Origin of the sequence: Nonomuraea sp. NPDC048881, assembly GCF_040649795.1 — a bacterium.
Taxonomy (GTDB): domain Bacteria; phylum Actinomycetota; class Actinomycetes; order Streptosporangiales; family Streptosporangiaceae; genus Nonomuraea.
Genome location: NZ_JBEZGC010000009.1, coordinates 417,288 through 431,441, shown reverse-complemented (window position 1 = coordinate 431,441; position 14,154 = coordinate 417,288). Strand labels below are relative to the sequence as shown.

The following is a 14,154-nucleotide window of genomic DNA, read 5'->3' as shown; positions in this document are numbered from 1 at the left end:
CCGCAAATCCATATAAAGCAGCATAAGGTTTTCCCGAATGCCCCGTACGGCGCCGCCTGTTGAGGGGGAAAGCGGCGTTTGACCAGGCTGTGGGCATGCGAATGTTCGGTTTCTCCCTCGCCTACTTCCTGGTGATCCTCGACACGACCGTGCTGACGATCGCGCTGCCGGACCTGCGCGCCTCCCTCGGCGGCTCGCTGGCCGGGCAGCAGTGGGCGGTCAACGCCTACACCGTCGCCTTCGCCGCGTCGCTGCTCACTGCCGGCGCCGTGGCCGACCGGTTCGGCGCGGCCCGCGTCTTCAAGGCCGGGGTGGCGTTGTTCGGCGCGCTGTCGCTGCTCAGCGCGGCGGCGCCGGACCTGGGTGTGCTGGTCGTGCTGCGCGCGCTGCTCGGCGTGGCCGCGGCGCTGTGCACCGGCGGCTCGCTCGGGCTGCTCGCCGAGATGTTCCCGGCGCCCGCCGCCCGCGCCCGCGCCACCGGCCTGTGGGCGGCCGTCACCGGCTCGGCGCTGGCCGCCGGCCCCCTGCTCGGCGGCCTCCTGGTCGGACTGTCCGGCTGGCGCGCGGTCTTCCTGGTCAACGTGCCCTTCGCCGTGGCCAGCCTGCTGATCATGCGGAACGTCGCCTCCCCGCGCGGCTCCCGGCGGATCGACTGGCAGGTCCAGGCCCTGGCCTGCGTGCTGCTCGGCCTGGTCGCCGAGGCCCTGATCGACACCTCCGCGCTCGCCGCCGCGCCGGCCGTGGCCGTCCTGGTGGCGCTGGTGCTGGTGGAGCGCCGCAGCCACGCCCCCGCCCTGCCCGGCGGCCTGCTCGCCGCCACCTGGCCGGAGCTGCTGGCCGGGACGGTCGCCAACTTCGCCTTCTCCGGCGCGCTGTTCGTGCTCACCCTCCTCCTCCAGGACACCCGCCACCTGTCCCCGGTCGCCGCCGGGCTCGCCTTCCTGCCGCTCACCCTGCCCATGACGGTGAACCCGCTGCTCACCGGCCGCCTGGTGGCCCGTTACGGCCCCCGTCCGCCGATCCTGGGCGGTCTCGCCCTCCTCGCGGCCGGCCTGGCGGGGGTGGCGTTCACCGACGTGCTCGCGCCCTGGCTGGTGGTCATGGGGTTCGGGCTGTCGTTCGTGTTCCCGGCGCTGATGGCGGGCATGGTGAACGCGGCCCCCGCGGGCACGGCCGGCACCGCGGGCGGCGTGCTGAACGCCTCCCGCCAGGTCGGCGCCACCCTCGGCGTGGCGGTGCTGGGCGTCGTCGGGCGGCCCCTGCTCGCCGCGGCCGTCCTGACGGCGGCGACGTTCGGTTGTTACGCCCTGACCGCCGCCCGCGCCCGGCATGCCGCGCGGGGACGACGGGAGGCCGCCGCAGTATCGTGAGGCGCACGAGTCAGACGACCGGCGAGGTGACAGTGCGTTTCCAGCATTCCGCGGAGATCTGGCGGGACTTCCCCGACCTGGTGCCCTTCGCGCTCCACGTGGCGGGCGTCGACGCCGCCGCCCGCGTCGACGACCAGGTGGCCCGCTACTGCGACCTGGCCGCCCGGCGGGCCGCCCCCGAGAGCGAGCTGCCCGAGATCCAGGCGTGGCGGCGCGCGTTCACCCGGATGGGGCTCAAGCCGACGCAGTACCGGTGCGCGTCGGAGTCGCTGCTGCGCCGCTTCAGGAAGGAGGGCGCACTGCCGCGCCTGCATCCCCTGATCGACCTGTGCAACGCGGTCTCGATCGCCTTCGCCGTGCCGGTGGCGGTGTTCGACGTCTCCCGCGTCTCCGGCTTCGTCGAGGTGCGGTACGCCTCGGGCGCGGAGACGTACCTGACCTTCTCCGGCGAGACGGAGCACCCGGCCGCCGGAGAAGTGATCTTCGCCGACGCGGACGACCAGGCGCACGCGCGCCGCTGGACCAACCGGCAGAGCGGCCTGTCGGCGGTCCGCGACACCACCGCCGACGTGCTCATCGTGGCCGAGGCCCTGCACGAGACGGCCCGCGCGGACGTCGAACGCCTGGCCACGGCCCTCTACGACGAGCTGACCGCCCTGTGGCCGGTGTCGCCGAAGTCGGAGATCCTCACCGCGTCGGCGCCCCGCTTCGACTTCTGACCACGGGGCGGTCCCCGCTCACGGCTCAGCAGGGCGTGAAGTAGACCTTCTGGGTGCCCGACAGGACGCCCCACTCGCCGGCGGGCTGGCCGCAGCCGAACCAGCGCTGGCCGACGAGCTGGTCGCCGTTGAAGTAGGCGAAGACGACGAGGAGGTCGCCACCGGGCGGCGGCGGCGGGATGGCGTGAGCCGGGGTCGAACCGAGACAGAGCGCGCCGGCGGCCAGCACCGCGGCTAACAGCCCTCGTCTGATCCTCATGACGGTCCTCCAGATCCTTCGGGCGCGTTCGGCCGATGGCCGGTTGCGTGATCTGGGATCAAGGTAACCGCGTTCGGCGAACCCCGCCAGAGCCCTCCCAACCGGCCGTTGCGGGGCCGCGAAACGGCTGCCACGCTCTCCCCATGAGCCAGTTGCTCGCCCAGCTGCCCGCGCTGCTTGGCGTCGTCGTCGGCGCCCTGGCGACGCTGGCCACGACCCGAGCGGCCGACCGGGCTCGATGGAACCGGGAGCTGCGGACGCGATGGGACGCCCAGCGTCTCGACGCCTACATGCAGTACGCCGGCACGCTCAAGGACCTGTCGGTCCTGGCACACAGGGCGACCGCGAGAAAGCGGCCGGGGGCGCGCAGCGAGCCGATCGACGCCGAGGAGGTCGGCCGGCTCTACGCGGAGGCGGAGGACCGCCGGACCAGGACGTGGGAGGGCGTCCTGCTCTTGGGCGACGCGGCCACCGTGGAGGCGGCCCGCGCGTGGCGCGGGGCGATCGAGCGGCTGAACGACTTCACCCGAGGCCTCACCGACGACTGGGAGTCGTGGGGTCCGGCGGTCCGCCGGGTCGACGAGGCGCGGGATGCGTACTACGCGGCCGCTCGGCGAAGCCTCGTCGTCGGCGGTGGAGAGGCACCCCAGGCGACCTTCCTGGGGAAGGCGATCGACCGGCCCGAAGGGCGCGGCGGCTCGGTTCCGCGGGAGTGAGAGAGAAAGGGCCCGGCGTCGTCATCGGCGCCGGGCCCCCTTCGTTCCGGGTTCTCCCGAGGGGAGAACCGCGGCCTCACACGTCGTAGTACAGCTCGAACTCGTGCGGGTGCGGCCGCAGGCGGATCGGGTCGACCTCGTTCTCCCGCTTGTACGACACCCACGTCTCGATCAGGTCGGGCGTGAACACGCCGCCTTCGAGCAGGTAGTCGTGGTCGGCCTCCAGCGCGTCGAGCACCTCGGGCAGCGAGCCGGGCACCTGCGGCACCTGGCGGGCCTCCTCCGGCGGCAGCTCGTACAGGTCCTTGTCGACCGGCTCCGGCGGCTCGATCTTGTTCCGGATGCCGTCGATCCCCGCCATCAGCATCGCCGAGAAGGCGAAGTACGGGTTGCACGACGGGTCGGGCACGCGGAACTCGATGCGCTTGGCCTTCGGGTTGGACCCCGTGATCGGGATGCGCACGCAGGCCGAGCGGTTGCGCTGGGAGTAGACCAGGTTGACCGGGGCCTCGTAGCCCGGGACCAGGCGGTGGTAGGAGTTGACCGTCGGGTTGGTGAAGGCCAGCAGCGACGGCGCGTGCCGCAGCAGGCCGCCGATGTAGTAGCGGGCGGTGTCGGACAGGCCCGCGTAGCCGACCTCGTCGTAGAACAGCGGCGAGCCGTCCTTCCACAGCGACTGGTGGCAGTGCATGCCGGAGCCGTTGTCACCGAAGATCGGCTTGGGCATGAACGTGACGGTGTGGCCGTACTCAAGAGCGGTGCTCTTGATGACGTACTTGTAGAGCATCAGGTTGTCGGCCGTCTTGAGCAGCGTGCCGAACCTGAAGTCGATCTCCGCCTGGCCCGCCGTGCCGACCTCGTGGTGCTGCATCTCGACGTCGATGCCGCACTCGATGAGGTTGCGCACCATCTCCGAGCGCAGGTCGGTGAAGTGGTCCATCGGCGGCACCGGGAAGTAGCCGCCCTTGTAGCGCGGCTTGTAGCCCAGGTTGCCGCCCTCGGCCCGCTTGCCGGTGTTCCAGGCGCCCTCGATGGAGTCGATGTAGTAGTAGCCGGCGTTCGCCTTCGTCTCGAAGCGCACGTCGTCGAAGATGTAGAACTCGGCCTCGGGGCCGAAGTAGGCAGTGTCGGCGATGCCGGTGCCCTTGAGGTACTCCTCGGCCTTGCGCGCCACGTTGCGCGGGTCGCGGCTGTAGGCCTCGCCGGTCAGCGGGTCGTGCACGAAGAAGTTGAGGTTGAGCGTCTTGTGCTGGCGGAACGGGTCGAGCACCGCGCTGGACGGATCGGGCAGCAGCAGCATGTCCGACTCGTGGATCGCCTGGAAGCCGCGGATGGACGAGCCGTCGAACATGAGCCCGTCGGTGAAGACGTTCGCGCCGAAGTTCTCGACCGGGAAGGTGAAGTGGTGCGTCGTCCCCGGCAGGTCGGTGAACCTGACATCGACGAACTGCACCCCTTCGTCACTGATGAACTTCAGGACGTCGTCGGCGGAGTTGAACACTCTCGAACCTCCCTGAGGGACTGGCCATCATGCCGACGCTAGGTCGCGGCCGTTTCCGTACGGTGTCTCGATTGTTTCGCATGTGTTACGCAGGGTCACGTCCCCTGGGACGTGTCGCAGCCTCCGTCGAAATCCGGCCGGACGTCCAGGTCGTAGGGGTCGGTGGCCGGGCCCGTCGGCGCGACGGAACCGGGCGGGTCGTCCTCGTAGACGGGGTGGACGAACCCGTCGTCGATGTCGCAGTCGGCCGGGGTGCTGCTCATGCCCCAGTCCACGTACACGGCGGGCTTGCCGTCCGAGCGGTAGAGCTGCACCTCGCCGGTGAGCTGCGAGACCAGCCGCATGGTGGTGGCCGGCACGCCGGGGCGGCGCACGGCGTAGACGGCCAGGTAGTTCACGTCGACCTTGACGCCGTGCAGCCCGTCCTCACGGAAGGTGCCGAGGCGGGCGATGCCGTTGATCTTGACCACATCGGTGGCGAGCTCGGCACTGCCGGGGGCGAAGCTGTGCACCATCTCGCGGCTGTCGTACTTCTTGCCGCCCAGCTCTTTGTAGAACTCCTCGCGCTGGTCGGCGTCGAGCAGCCCGGCGAACGCCTTGGGCCTGCCGCCCAGCAGCGTCTCGCGGTCGAGCAGGGCCGCCGCCAGCAGGGCGCGGGTGCGCTCCAGGCCCTCGGCCACCTCCGCCTTCGACAGGCCGCCCAGCGCCTTCGCCGCCGGCATCACGAGGCCCGCGGCGCCGTCGGCGTAGCGCTCGGCGGGCGAGCCGGCGAAGGGGTCGTCCGCGTCGACGGGGTTCGCGGGCACGGACAGGGCCCCCAGACCGGGGTTCCCGCCGAGCAGGTCGGGGCGGTAGGTGACCACGAGCCCCGCGGCGCCCACGATCGCGCACAACGCGATCAGGGCGACCGACATGCGCCCGAGCCGGCGCGGGCCGTGGTCGACCCGCACGTGATCGGCGGGTAAGCGGTCCCGCCGCGGCGGGCGTGGCGGGCGTTGCCGCGTGACGCCCTCCTTGGCCCCCTTGGCGGCGGACGAGCGCATCCTGCGGCGCTCGCCCTCGTCGATCTGCGCGACCACCTCGTTGAAGCGCGCGTCAAGGTCATCCCCGTGTGGCATGGCGACCATGATGGCGAGGGCAGAGCGCGGTTGGGTCACGATGCCGACCGCCCCGGGGGCCGGATACCGTTGACGGCATGAGCAGCAACGAGCCTCGGTGGACGCAGACCTGGCTGGGCGGCATCCGGTCCGCCGGGATCGACCTCGGGTACCCGGGTGAGCGCCTCGGGCTGCCCGAGGAGGGCAGCGGATCGGTCGCCGGGTGGGGGCGCAGGATCGCCGCGCTCGTGATCGACTGGATGATCTGCACCTGGGTCGTCGTGCAGCTGCTGCTCAGGATGAACCCGGCCGAGTCCCCGTGGGCGCCCGTGCTGGTGTTCGCGCTCCAGTACCTGCTGCTCGTCGGCTTCATGGGCCAGACGTTCGGCCACCGGCTGGCCGGCGTCCGCGTCGCCGCCATGGACGGCGGCGCCCCGCGCCTGCTGCCCGTGCTGGTGCGCACCGTCCTGCTCGGCCTGGCCCTGCCGGCCCTGATCTGGGACCGTGACCACCGCGGGGTGCACGACCGGGTGTCCAACACCATGGTCGTCCGGATGTGACGACCCGCCGGGCCGGGACGGGCCGGTGGTTCGGCCCGCTCATGGTGGCGGCGGTGTGCGTGCAGGCGGCGACGTTCGCGGCCCGTCCGATGGTCAGCTACCGGGCCATCGAGATCGGCGCGGGCAACCTCGGCATCGGGCTCATCACCGCCGGGTTCTCGGTGCTCCCGCTCTTCGCGGCCGTCTCCGTCGGGCGCTGGGTGGACGCCTCCGGCGAGCGCGGCGCGGCCCTGCTGGGCGCCGCGCTGATCACCGGCAGCGCCCTGGCCTTGGCCGTGGCCCGCTCGTTGTGGGCGCTGGTGCTGCTCAACGCGCTGTTCGGGCTCGGGCACCTGCTGTCCGTCGTCGCCCAGCAGGCCGTCATCGCCAACCGGGTGGCCGCCGGGGGCCACGACCGCGCCTACGCGCGCTTCACCGTGTTCACCTCGCTCGGCCAGCTCGCCGGGCCGTCCGCCGCGGCCCTCGTGGCGGGCGGCACGCTCGTCACGAGCGGCGACGCGGGCGGTGCGGCCGGCGTCGGGCCCACCCTCGTCGTGGCGGCCGGGTTCGGGCTGGTGGCGGGGCTGGCGAGCCTGTGGACCGACGGGCCGGGCCCGGCGCGCGGGCGGGCCGCCGTCCGGCGTTTCCCGCTGCGCGGCACGCTCGGCCAGGAGGGCATGTGGCAGGCCCTGGTCACGAGCCTGGCCACGGTGTCCACGATCGACCTGGTGCTGGCGTACCTGCCGGCCTGGGGACAGAGCCGTGGCGCCGGGGTGGTCGCGGTCGGCGCGCTGCTGGCGCTGCGGGCCGCCACCACCATGGCGAGCAGGCTCGCCATGGAACGCCTGGTCCTGCGGTACGGCCGCCGCGCCGTCCTGGTGACCAGCACCGTCGCCGCCGCGGTCACCGTCGCCGCGCTGCCGCTGTGCGGCCCGGCCGCCGCGGTGCCGGTGGTCGCGCTGATGGGCTTCGCGCTGGGGCTGGGCCAGCCGCTGACGCTGTCCTGGGTGGCCGGTCGCGCGCGGGCCGGCGAGCGCGGCACGGCGCTCGCGCTGCGCCTGACCGGCAACCGGCTGGGTCAGGTGCTGGTGCCCGCCGTGGCGGGCGTGGTGGCGGGGGCGACCGGCGTGCTCGGCGTCTTCGCGCTGAGCGCCGCCATGCTCGCCGCCACCGCCGGTCTCGCCGCCCGCGCGCCGATGAGCACCGCGGAGTAGAAATCCGTACCGGGTTTGTTTTCTTACCCGGTACGGTTATCGTGGAGCCATGATGGCGGGGCTCAGGGAGCGCAAGAAGGAGCAGACGCGGCGGCGCATCGCGGAGACGGCTCTGCGCCTGTTCGCCGAGCGCGGCTACGACGCGGTGACGGTCAACGAGATCGCCGAGGCGGCCGGGGTCGCGAAGGTCACGCTGTTCGCGTACTTCCCCAGCAAGGAGTGCCTGGCCCTCGACGGCGTCACGGAGGACACGGCCGCGATCGTGGCGGGCCGGGCGCCGGGCGTCTCGCCGCTCGGCGCGCTGCGCGAGCACTACCGGACGATGGCCGCCCAGGGGGCGCGGGACGTGGACGTGGAGGGGCTGCTGACCCGCGTCCGGGTGATCGCGGCCACCCCGGCGCTGCTGGCGGCCGTCCAGCAGACACATGCGGGGGAGCGGCACGCGCTGGCCGCGGCGCTGGCCGAGGCCATGGGCGCGCCCGCGGGCGGCCTGACCGCCCAGCTCATGGCGGCCCAGATCACCGCCACGATCACCACGCTGCAGGAGACGTTCTTCCACCGGCTCGCGTCCGGGGGCGCGCTGGAGGAGGCGGGCCGGCTGCTGGCGGACGACGTCGAGACGGCCTTCGATCTCCTCGAAAACGGCTTTCCATCCATAAAAGGGGAAAAACAGTGAAAAAAGGGATTAACTATGACACTGGGTTTCTGAACGGCCCGCAGCTCAGCCGCCGGACCTTCGATCCCGACGTCGTCGCCCGCGAGATGCGGGTGATCGCCGACGAGCTCCACTGCACGGCCGTCCGCGTCTCCGGCGGCGATCCCGACCGGCTCTCCGTCGCGGCCGAGCGGGCCGCGGCGGCCGGTCTGGAGGTGTGGTTCGCGCCCTTCCCCGTGGACGCCACCCCCGAGCGGGCCGTCGCCCTCTACGCCGACTGCGCCGCCCGCGCCGAGTCCCTGCGCCGCACCGGCGCCGAGGTGGTGCTGGTCGCCGGGTGCGAGACCAGCGCGTTCTGCCACGGCTTCATCCCCGGCGCCACGTACGGCGAGCGCCTGCAGGCCATGACGACGGCCGACCTCGCCTGGTGGCAGACGACGGCCGCCGACGTCGCGCCCCGCTTCAACGCCTTCCTGGCCGAGGCGGCCGCGGCGGTCAGGGCCCGGTTCGGAGGCCGGCTCACGTACGCGTCGGGCCCCTGGGAGTTCGTCGACTGGACGCCCTTCGACATCGTCGGCGTCGACGCCTACCGCGCCGCCTACAACGCCGCCGACTTCCCCGCGGAGGTGCGCGCCCACTTCGCCCACGGCAAGCCGGTGGCCGCCACCGAGTTCGGCACCTGCGCCTACAAGGGCGCGGGGGAGCGGGGCGGCTCGGCGTACCTGGTGCCCGAGGGGGCCGTGCCCGACGAGGGCGAGCAGGTCCGCTACCTGGAGGAGTTGCTCGACGTCTTCGAGGCCGAGGGCCTGGCGGCCGCGTTCTGGTTCACCTTCGCCGCCTACAACCGGCGCGGCGCCGACGATCTCGGCTCCTACGGCGTGGTCAGGATGCTCGACGAGACCCGCTGGGAGCCCAAGGAGGTCTTCGCGGCGCTGGCGGCTAGGTATTCGCGCAGGTGAAGATGGCCGTGCCGGGGATGTGCCGGCCGCGCAGCGGGCTCCAGCCGCCCCACGCACGCTCGTGCCCCTGGGGCCACTCCGGCTCCAGCAGGCCGGTGAGGGTCAGTCCGGAGGCGGCCAGCAGGCCGATCCAGTCGCCCATCGTGCGGTGGTGCTCGACGTAGGAGGGGGTGCCGTCGTCGTCCCGCTCGACGTAGGGCGAGCGGTCGAAGTAGGAGCGGTCGGAGGTGAGCCCGCGCGGGCCGGGATCGTCGGGGAAGGCCCACCGGATCGGGTGGCTCACCGAGAACACGAACCGGCCGCCCGGCCGCAGCACCCTGCGCACCTCGCGGAAGACCGCCAGCGGGTCGGCCACGAACGGCAGCGCCCCGTACGCCGAGCACGCCAGGTCGAAGGCGCCGGACGCGTACGGCAGCGACTCGGCGTCGGCCTGCGCCACGGGCACGCGCAGGCCGGTGTCGAGGTCGATGCGCTGGGAGTGGCGCAACTGCCGGTGGGAGATGTCGAAGGCGGCCACCCGGGCCCCCTGCGTCACCAGCCACCGCGCGCACTGCGCCGCGCCGCAGCCGATCTCCAGCACCCGCCGGCCGCGCACCTCGCCCAGGAGGCGCGCCTCGGCCTCGTCGACGCCCTCGGGGCACCAGACGAACCCGGTGTCCCCCAGGAAGCCGCCGTGCTCGACCTGGTAGTCGTCGGCGTTGCCGTCCCACCAGTGGCGGTTGGCCCGCGAGGAGACCGACAGCACTAGCGCATCTTCGGGCCGCGCGGCATGCGGGCCCCCTTGGGCATCGGGCCCTTGGGCATCGGCAGGTTCTTCGGCAGCGAGCGCAGCCGGTCCTTGACCTCGTTGACCGAGGGCTTCTTCAGGTTGCGCGGCAGCTTCATGATGTGCCGCTGGAGCTTGGCGATCGGCACCTGGCCCTCGCCGTCGCCGCACTGGATGTCGTAGATCTCGACGCCCAGCACCACGCGCGCGACCCGCTTCTTCTCGGCCGCGAGCATCTTGGCCACCCGGTTGCCCGGCCCCTCGGAGACCAGCACGACCCCCGGGAAGCCGACGACGAGGTGGACCAGGTCCTGGTCACGGTTGACCGCGATGGCCGGGGTGACCTGCCAGTTGCCCCGCATGCCCTGCAGGACCGCGGCGGCGGCGCCGGTCTGGCCGTGCAGGATCGAGTACTGGGCCTTCTGGGCGAGCTGGCCGAAGACGACCAGCCCGACGGTGAGCGCGGCCAGGACGCCGATGAACACCGAATACCACAGGTAGTCCGTGACCAGGCCGATCACGACGACCACAGCCAGCGTGCCCACCGCCGAGAGGAAGACGATCGGCATCCCCTTGGGATTGGCCTGCTTGATGATCTGCGCGATCATGCGGAGCTGCTTGATGCGCCCCGGCTTCTCTGGATCCTCGGACTTTGCCATGCTCAGAAGGATACAAACCAACTGGTGCACTATGGAAAACGCGACCGGCCTTTGTCGCTAGATCTTCACCGTGATCGACAGCCTCGGGTCCGCGACGTGGTGCGACGCCTGGAGCGTGTACTCGCCCTCGACCGTGCGCCAGCCGTCCTCCCACACCTGGAAGGCGCTGTCGGGCAGGAACACGGTCGTGATCACGGTCTCTCCCGGCCCGGCCTCGACCACGTCGAACCCGGCCAGGCGGCGGTCGGCGCCCCGGCAGAGGTAGATCTGCACGACCTCGCGGCCGAAGCGGTCGCCGGTGTTGGTCAGCGCGACGGTCACGGTCGCGCCCTCGGCGGCGATGGAGTCGTAGCTCCACGTCGTGTAGCCGAGGCCGTGGCCGAACCAGAAGGCCGGAACCCGCCCCGACCGCTCCCAGGCCCGGTACCCGATGGACGCGCCCTCGTCGTAGGCCACAGCGCCGTCCACGGGGGTGACGTCCGTGACGGGGGCGTCCGCGAGCGTGGCGGGCCAGGTGGTGGGCAGGCGGCCGCCGGGCTCGGCGCGGCCCGACAGCACGTCGGCCAGCGCTGACCCGGCCTCCTGCCCGGGGAACCAGGTCAGCAGCACGGCCGCGACCTCGTCCGCCCACGGCATCTCCACCGGCGAGCCCGCGTTGACCACGACCACCGTGCGCGGGTTGGCCGCGGCCACGGCGCGGATCAGCTCGTCCTGGCGGCCGGGGAGCGCCAGGGTCTCGCGGTCGAAGCCCTCGCTCTCGACCTCCGGCGTGGTCGAGGCCACGACCACCGCCACGTCGCTGTCCGCCGCCACCCGCACGGCCTCGGCGATCAGCTCGTCCGCCCCCGGCGCCGGGTCGGCGTGGCCCAGCGTGTACGCCACGAACGCCATGCCCCCGAAGGCCCCCGCCGGATGCGTCACGCTCAGCTCGTACGACTCGCCCGCGGCCATCTCGACGGCGAAACGCCGCTCCGGCGGCGACAGGAACGCGGCCGCCGGATCGCCCCCTCCCGGCTCGATCGTCGTGTCGAGGACGGTCTCGCCGTTCACCGTGACGGTGAAGGCGCCCACGCCCGCCACCGACAGCTCGTGCCGGCCCGACGTGCCCGGCGTGTACGCCGCCCGCAGCCGCACCGCCCCGAGCCGCTCGCCGTCCACGTCCGGCGGCAGCTGGCCGACCCACCGCGCCTCGGCGGCCGCCAGCGGATGCTCGGCCAGCAGGCCGCCGCCCGCGTCGAGGAACTGCGCCACGACGGGGCAGGCCAGCGGCGCCAGGCGGATCCGCGGGTCGGTCCCGACGGCGTGCCGGACCTCGACGCCCTCCAGCGCGCTCAGCCCGGCCAGCGGCGAGACGATCCGGTCGGGGAAGACCTGGGCGCTGCCACCGCCCATGACCCGGGCCTCGCCGGCCGCCGAGCCGATGAGCGCGAGCGTGCGCACGTCCCGCAGCGGCAGCACGCCGTCGTTGGTGAGCAGGGTGAACCCGCGCGCGGCCACCTCGCGGGCCAGCGCGAGTCCGTCGATGGGGCCGTCGATGACGCCGGGGGCGGGCCGCTCGCCGCCGCCGAGCGCGCCCGTGCGCCGGGCCAGCCGCAGGACGCGCCGGACCTTGTCGTCGACCACCGACTCGGGCACCCGCCCCTCCCGGACGGCGGCCTCCAGCTTGTCCCCCCACGGGCCGAACGGGCCGGGCATGGCCACGTCGGTGCCGCCGAGGGCGGCGGCCTCGGTGCTGCGCACGGCCGTCCAGTCGGACACGACGAGCCCGTCGAACCCCCACTCGTCCTTCAGCACGCCGTTGACCAGGTCGGAGTGCTCGGTCATGGTGGTGCCGTTCACCGCGTTGTAGGCCGTCATCAGCCCCCACGCGCCGGCCCGCACCACCCGCTCGAACGGCCGCAGGTACACCTCGCGCAGCGTCTTCTCGTTGACCCGCACGTCCACGGTGAAGCGGTCGGTCTCGAAGTCGTTGGCCACGAAGTGCTTGGGCGTGGTGGCCACGCCGCCCTCCTGCACGCCCTCGACGTAGGCCGCGCCGATCTCGCCGGTCAGGTACGGATCCTCCGAGAAGCACTCGAAGTGCCGGCCGCCGAGCGGGGAGCGGTGCAGGTTGATCGTGGGCGCGAGCAGCACGTGCACGCCCTTGCGCCGGGCCTCCTGGGCCAGCAGCGCGCCGGCCCGCCGGACGAGCTCCACGTCCCAGGTGGCCGCGAGCGCGGTCGGGCTGGGCAGCGCGATCGACGGGTCGGCGGAGGTCCACTGCTCGCCGCGGACGCCGATCGGGCCGTCGCTCATCACGAGCCGGTCGAGCCCGATCTCGGGGATCGGCGGAAGGGACCACATGCCGGCCCCGGTGAGCAGGCGGATCTTGGTGGGGAGGTCGAGCCGGGCGATCAGTTCGTCGAGTTCCACGGCATCAGTGTTCACCAGAAAACCGAGCACTCGATAGGTTTGTGACCTTTACGTTACGCAAAGCCTGTCACCGGGCGAAGAACTCCAGCAACTCCGGCACCAGCGCCTCCGGCGTCACGGCGTGGGCCTGCTCCTCCAGCACCCGATGCCGCGCCCCCGGCACGCCCGCCGCGACCGCCAGCGCCGCGCCCGCCATCCACCGGGGGCTCCGCTCCCCGCTCAGCACCAGCAACGGCTGTGCGATCGCGGCCAGCGTGGCGGCCGGCAGCCGGTTGCCCGGCCCGAGGACGGCGGCCTCGTAGGCCAGCGTGCGGGCCACGTCCTTGAGGTGCGCCCACGACGCGTCGGCCCGCATCGCGGCCACGGCCTCGACCGGCACCTCGGCCGCCTCCACCATGAACCGCTCGACCGCCTCCTCCCAGCGGCCCGCGTCCACCAGCGCGTCGAGCTGCGCGGCGAAGTCGTCCGGCAGCGGGGGAGCGTCGTCGTCCACGTGGTACGGCGGCTCCCACACCGCCACCCTCGTGATGCCGAGGCCCCGGGCGGCGGCCTCCAGCACGAGCGCCGCGCCGGACGAGCCCCCGAACACCATGGCCGTCCCGCCCGCCGCCCCGATCACCGCCGCGAGGTCCTCGATCTCCCGCTCGACCGCGTACGGCCGGGTGTCGCCGCTGCCGCCCCGGCCCCTGCGGTCGTAGTTGACGACCGTGAACCAGGGCGCCAGCGCGGCGGCCACGCCCGCCAGCGTGGGGTGCGCCCGGTCGCCGAACGCGCCGTTGACCAGCACGACCGCGGGCCCGGCGCCGTAGCTGTCGTAGGCCAGCACGGTGCCGTCCGCCGAGGTGGCGTGGCCGTTCACGCGGGCTGGACCAGGCAGAGGGCCTCCCAGTGGTGCCCGTCGAGGTCGGCGAAGCCGCGCTGGTAGCGGAACCCGGCCTCCTGCGGCACGCCGGCCGGGGTGGCGCCGAGCGCGAGCGCCTTGTCCACCAGCTCGTCCACCTGGGCCGGGTTCTCCATGCCGAGCACCAGGATGGCCTCGGTGCTGGTGGTGGCGTCGGCGATCTCCTTGGTGACGTACGTGGAGAACGTCGGCTCGGTGAGCAGCATCACCTGGGTCTGCTCGTTGACGAGCATCGAGGCCATGCCCTCGGCCATGCCGTACATCGTGAAGCCGAGCTCGGTGAAGAACTTCTGCGACCGGTCCAGGTCCTTGACCGGAAGGTTGAGGAAGAGCTGCATGTCGTGCTCCTAGGCATCTGAGGTGTTCTGGAACACCTTCAGTCTGCTC

The 14,154-nt window shown here is 72.9% G+C and carries 15 protein-coding genes; 7 read left to right on the top strand and 8 right to left on the bottom strand.

Annotated features, from left to right (window positions below; translation table 11 throughout):
* Nucleotides 1-95 precede the first annotated feature (95 nt).
* Nucleotides 96-1,370, top strand: coding sequence for an MFS transporter (locus tag AB0C33_RS31650; protein ID WP_358294204.1), 1,275 nt, complete (start codon nucleotides 96-98; stop codon nucleotides 1,368-1,370).
* On the top strand, nucleotides 1,367-2,089 hold the full coding sequence (locus AB0C33_RS31645; protein ID WP_358294201.1) for a phenylalanine--tRNA ligase beta subunit-related protein: 723 nt from the start codon (nucleotides 1,367-1,369) through the stop codon (nucleotides 2,087-2,089). Before AB0C33_RS31650 ends, AB0C33_RS31645 begins: the two co-directional genes overlap by 4 nt.
* A 25-nt stretch (nucleotides 2,090-2,114) precedes the next feature.
* On the opposite strand, the gene AB0C33_RS31640 is transcribed toward AB0C33_RS31645, so the two are convergent.
* Nucleotides 2,115-2,348, bottom strand: a complete 234-nt coding sequence (locus tag AB0C33_RS31640; RefSeq protein WP_352353417.1) for a hypothetical protein — start codon at nucleotides 2,346-2,348, stop codon at nucleotides 2,115-2,117.
* Nucleotides 2,349-2,491: 143 nt separating this feature from the next.
* Here AB0C33_RS31640 and AB0C33_RS31635 point away from each other — a divergent pair, with 143 nt between their 5' ends.
* Nucleotides 2,492-3,064 (top strand): hypothetical protein, encoded by a 573-nt coding sequence (locus AB0C33_RS31635; protein ID WP_358294199.1) that lies wholly within the window; start codon nucleotides 2,492-2,494, stop codon nucleotides 3,062-3,064.
* Nucleotides 3,065-3,140: 76 nt separating this feature from the next.
* On the opposite strand, the gene glnA is transcribed toward AB0C33_RS31635, so the two are convergent.
* Together glnA and AB0C33_RS31625 are read right to left on the bottom strand one after the other, a co-directional pair.
* On the bottom strand, nucleotides 3,141-4,565 hold the full coding sequence (gene glnA / locus AB0C33_RS31630; protein ID WP_352323044.1) for a type I glutamate--ammonia ligase: 1,425 nt from the start codon (nucleotides 4,563-4,565) through the stop codon (nucleotides 3,141-3,143).
* Between the two features lie 95 nt (nucleotides 4,566-4,660).
* Nucleotides 4,661-5,683, bottom strand: a complete 1,023-nt coding sequence (locus tag AB0C33_RS31625; RefSeq protein ID WP_358294197.1) for a hypothetical protein — start codon at nucleotides 5,681-5,683, stop codon at nucleotides 4,661-4,663.
* A gap of 77 nt (nucleotides 5,684-5,760) precedes the next feature.
* Here AB0C33_RS31625 and AB0C33_RS31620 point away from each other — a divergent pair, with 77 nt between their 5' ends.
* The 4 genes from AB0C33_RS31620 to AB0C33_RS31605 are packed head-to-tail and all read left to right on the top strand — an operon-like array spanning nucleotide 5,761 to nucleotide 9,029.
* Nucleotides 5,761-6,222, top strand: a complete 462-nt coding sequence (locus AB0C33_RS31620) for an RDD family protein (RefSeq protein ID WP_358294195.1) — start codon at nucleotides 5,761-5,763, stop codon at nucleotides 6,220-6,222.
* Nucleotides 6,219-7,415 (top strand): MFS transporter, encoded by a 1,197-nt coding sequence (locus tag AB0C33_RS31615; protein ID WP_358294194.1) that lies wholly within the window; start codon nucleotides 6,219-6,221, stop codon nucleotides 7,413-7,415. The genes AB0C33_RS31620 and AB0C33_RS31615 overlap by 4 nt, the downstream gene beginning before the upstream one ends.
* Before the next feature lie 49 nt (nucleotides 7,416-7,464).
* The gene (locus AB0C33_RS31610; RefSeq protein ID WP_358294192.1) at nucleotides 7,465-8,091 is read left to right on the top strand and encodes a TetR family transcriptional regulator; all 627 of its coding nucleotides are present in this window, start codon (nucleotides 7,465-7,467) and stop codon (nucleotides 8,089-8,091) included.
* Nucleotides 8,088-9,029 carry a hypothetical protein gene (locus AB0C33_RS31605; RefSeq protein WP_358294190.1) on the top strand — a complete coding sequence of 314 codons (942 nt, stop codon included), beginning with the start codon at nucleotides 8,088-8,090 and terminating at the stop codon, nucleotides 9,027-9,029. The genes AB0C33_RS31610 and AB0C33_RS31605 overlap by 4 nt, the downstream gene beginning before the upstream one ends.
* Here AB0C33_RS31605 and AB0C33_RS31600 read toward each other — a convergent pair.
* From AB0C33_RS31600 to AB0C33_RS31580, 5 genes are all read right to left on the bottom strand, one after another.
* Nucleotides 9,010-9,774, bottom strand: coding sequence for a class I SAM-dependent methyltransferase (locus AB0C33_RS31600; RefSeq protein ID WP_358294188.1), 765 nt, complete (start codon nucleotides 9,772-9,774; stop codon nucleotides 9,010-9,012). The genes AB0C33_RS31605 and AB0C33_RS31600 overlap by 20 nt on opposite strands.
* Nucleotides 9,774-10,454 (bottom strand): DUF4191 domain-containing protein, encoded by a 681-nt coding sequence (locus AB0C33_RS31595; RefSeq protein WP_352323051.1) that lies wholly within the window; start codon nucleotides 10,452-10,454, stop codon nucleotides 9,774-9,776. Before AB0C33_RS31595 ends, AB0C33_RS31600 begins: the two co-directional genes overlap by 1 nt.
* Before the next feature lie 57 nt (nucleotides 10,455-10,511).
* On the bottom strand, nucleotides 10,512-12,866 hold the full coding sequence (locus AB0C33_RS31590; protein WP_358294187.1) for a glycoside hydrolase family 3 C-terminal domain-containing protein: 2,355 nt from the start codon (nucleotides 12,864-12,866) through the stop codon (nucleotides 10,512-10,514).
* Between the two features lie 67 nt (nucleotides 12,867-12,933).
* Nucleotides 12,934-13,725, bottom strand: coding sequence for an alpha/beta hydrolase (locus AB0C33_RS31585; protein ID WP_358294186.1), 792 nt, complete (start codon nucleotides 13,723-13,725; stop codon nucleotides 12,934-12,936).
* Nucleotides 13,722-14,105, bottom strand: coding sequence for a VOC family protein (locus AB0C33_RS31580; RefSeq protein WP_352353397.1), 384 nt, complete (start codon nucleotides 14,103-14,105; stop codon nucleotides 13,722-13,724). The genes AB0C33_RS31585 and AB0C33_RS31580 overlap by 4 nt, the downstream gene beginning before the upstream one ends.
* Nucleotides 14,106-14,154 lie beyond the last annotated feature (49 nt).

Coding starts and splice junctions, on each gene's coding strand:
- AB0C33_RS31620 (WP_358294195.1), top strand. CDS start 5,761: ATGAGCAGCAACGAGCCTCGGTGGACGCAGACCTGGCTGGGCGGCATC.
- AB0C33_RS31580 (WP_352353397.1), bottom strand. CDS start 14,105: ATGCAGCTCTTCCTCAACCTTCCGGTCAAGGACCTGGACCGGTCGCAG.
- AB0C33_RS31595 (WP_352323051.1), bottom strand. CDS start 10,454: ATGGCAAAGTCCGAGGATCCAGAGAAGCCGGGGCGCATCAAGCAGCTC.
- AB0C33_RS31650 (WP_358294204.1), top strand. CDS start 96: ATGCGAATGTTCGGTTTCTCCCTCGCCTACTTCCTGGTGATCCTCGAC.
- AB0C33_RS31640 (WP_352353417.1), bottom strand. CDS start 2,348: ATGAGGATCAGACGAGGGCTGTTAGCCGCGGTGCTGGCCGCCGGCGCG.
- AB0C33_RS31635 (WP_358294199.1), top strand. CDS start 2,492: ATGAGCCAGTTGCTCGCCCAGCTGCCCGCGCTGCTTGGCGTCGTCGTC.
- AB0C33_RS31610 (WP_358294192.1), top strand. CDS start 7,465: ATGATGGCGGGGCTCAGGGAGCGCAAGAAGGAGCAGACGCGGCGGCGC.
- AB0C33_RS31625 (WP_358294197.1), bottom strand. CDS start 5,683: ATGCCACACGGGGATGACCTTGACGCGCGCTTCAACGAGGTGGTCGCG.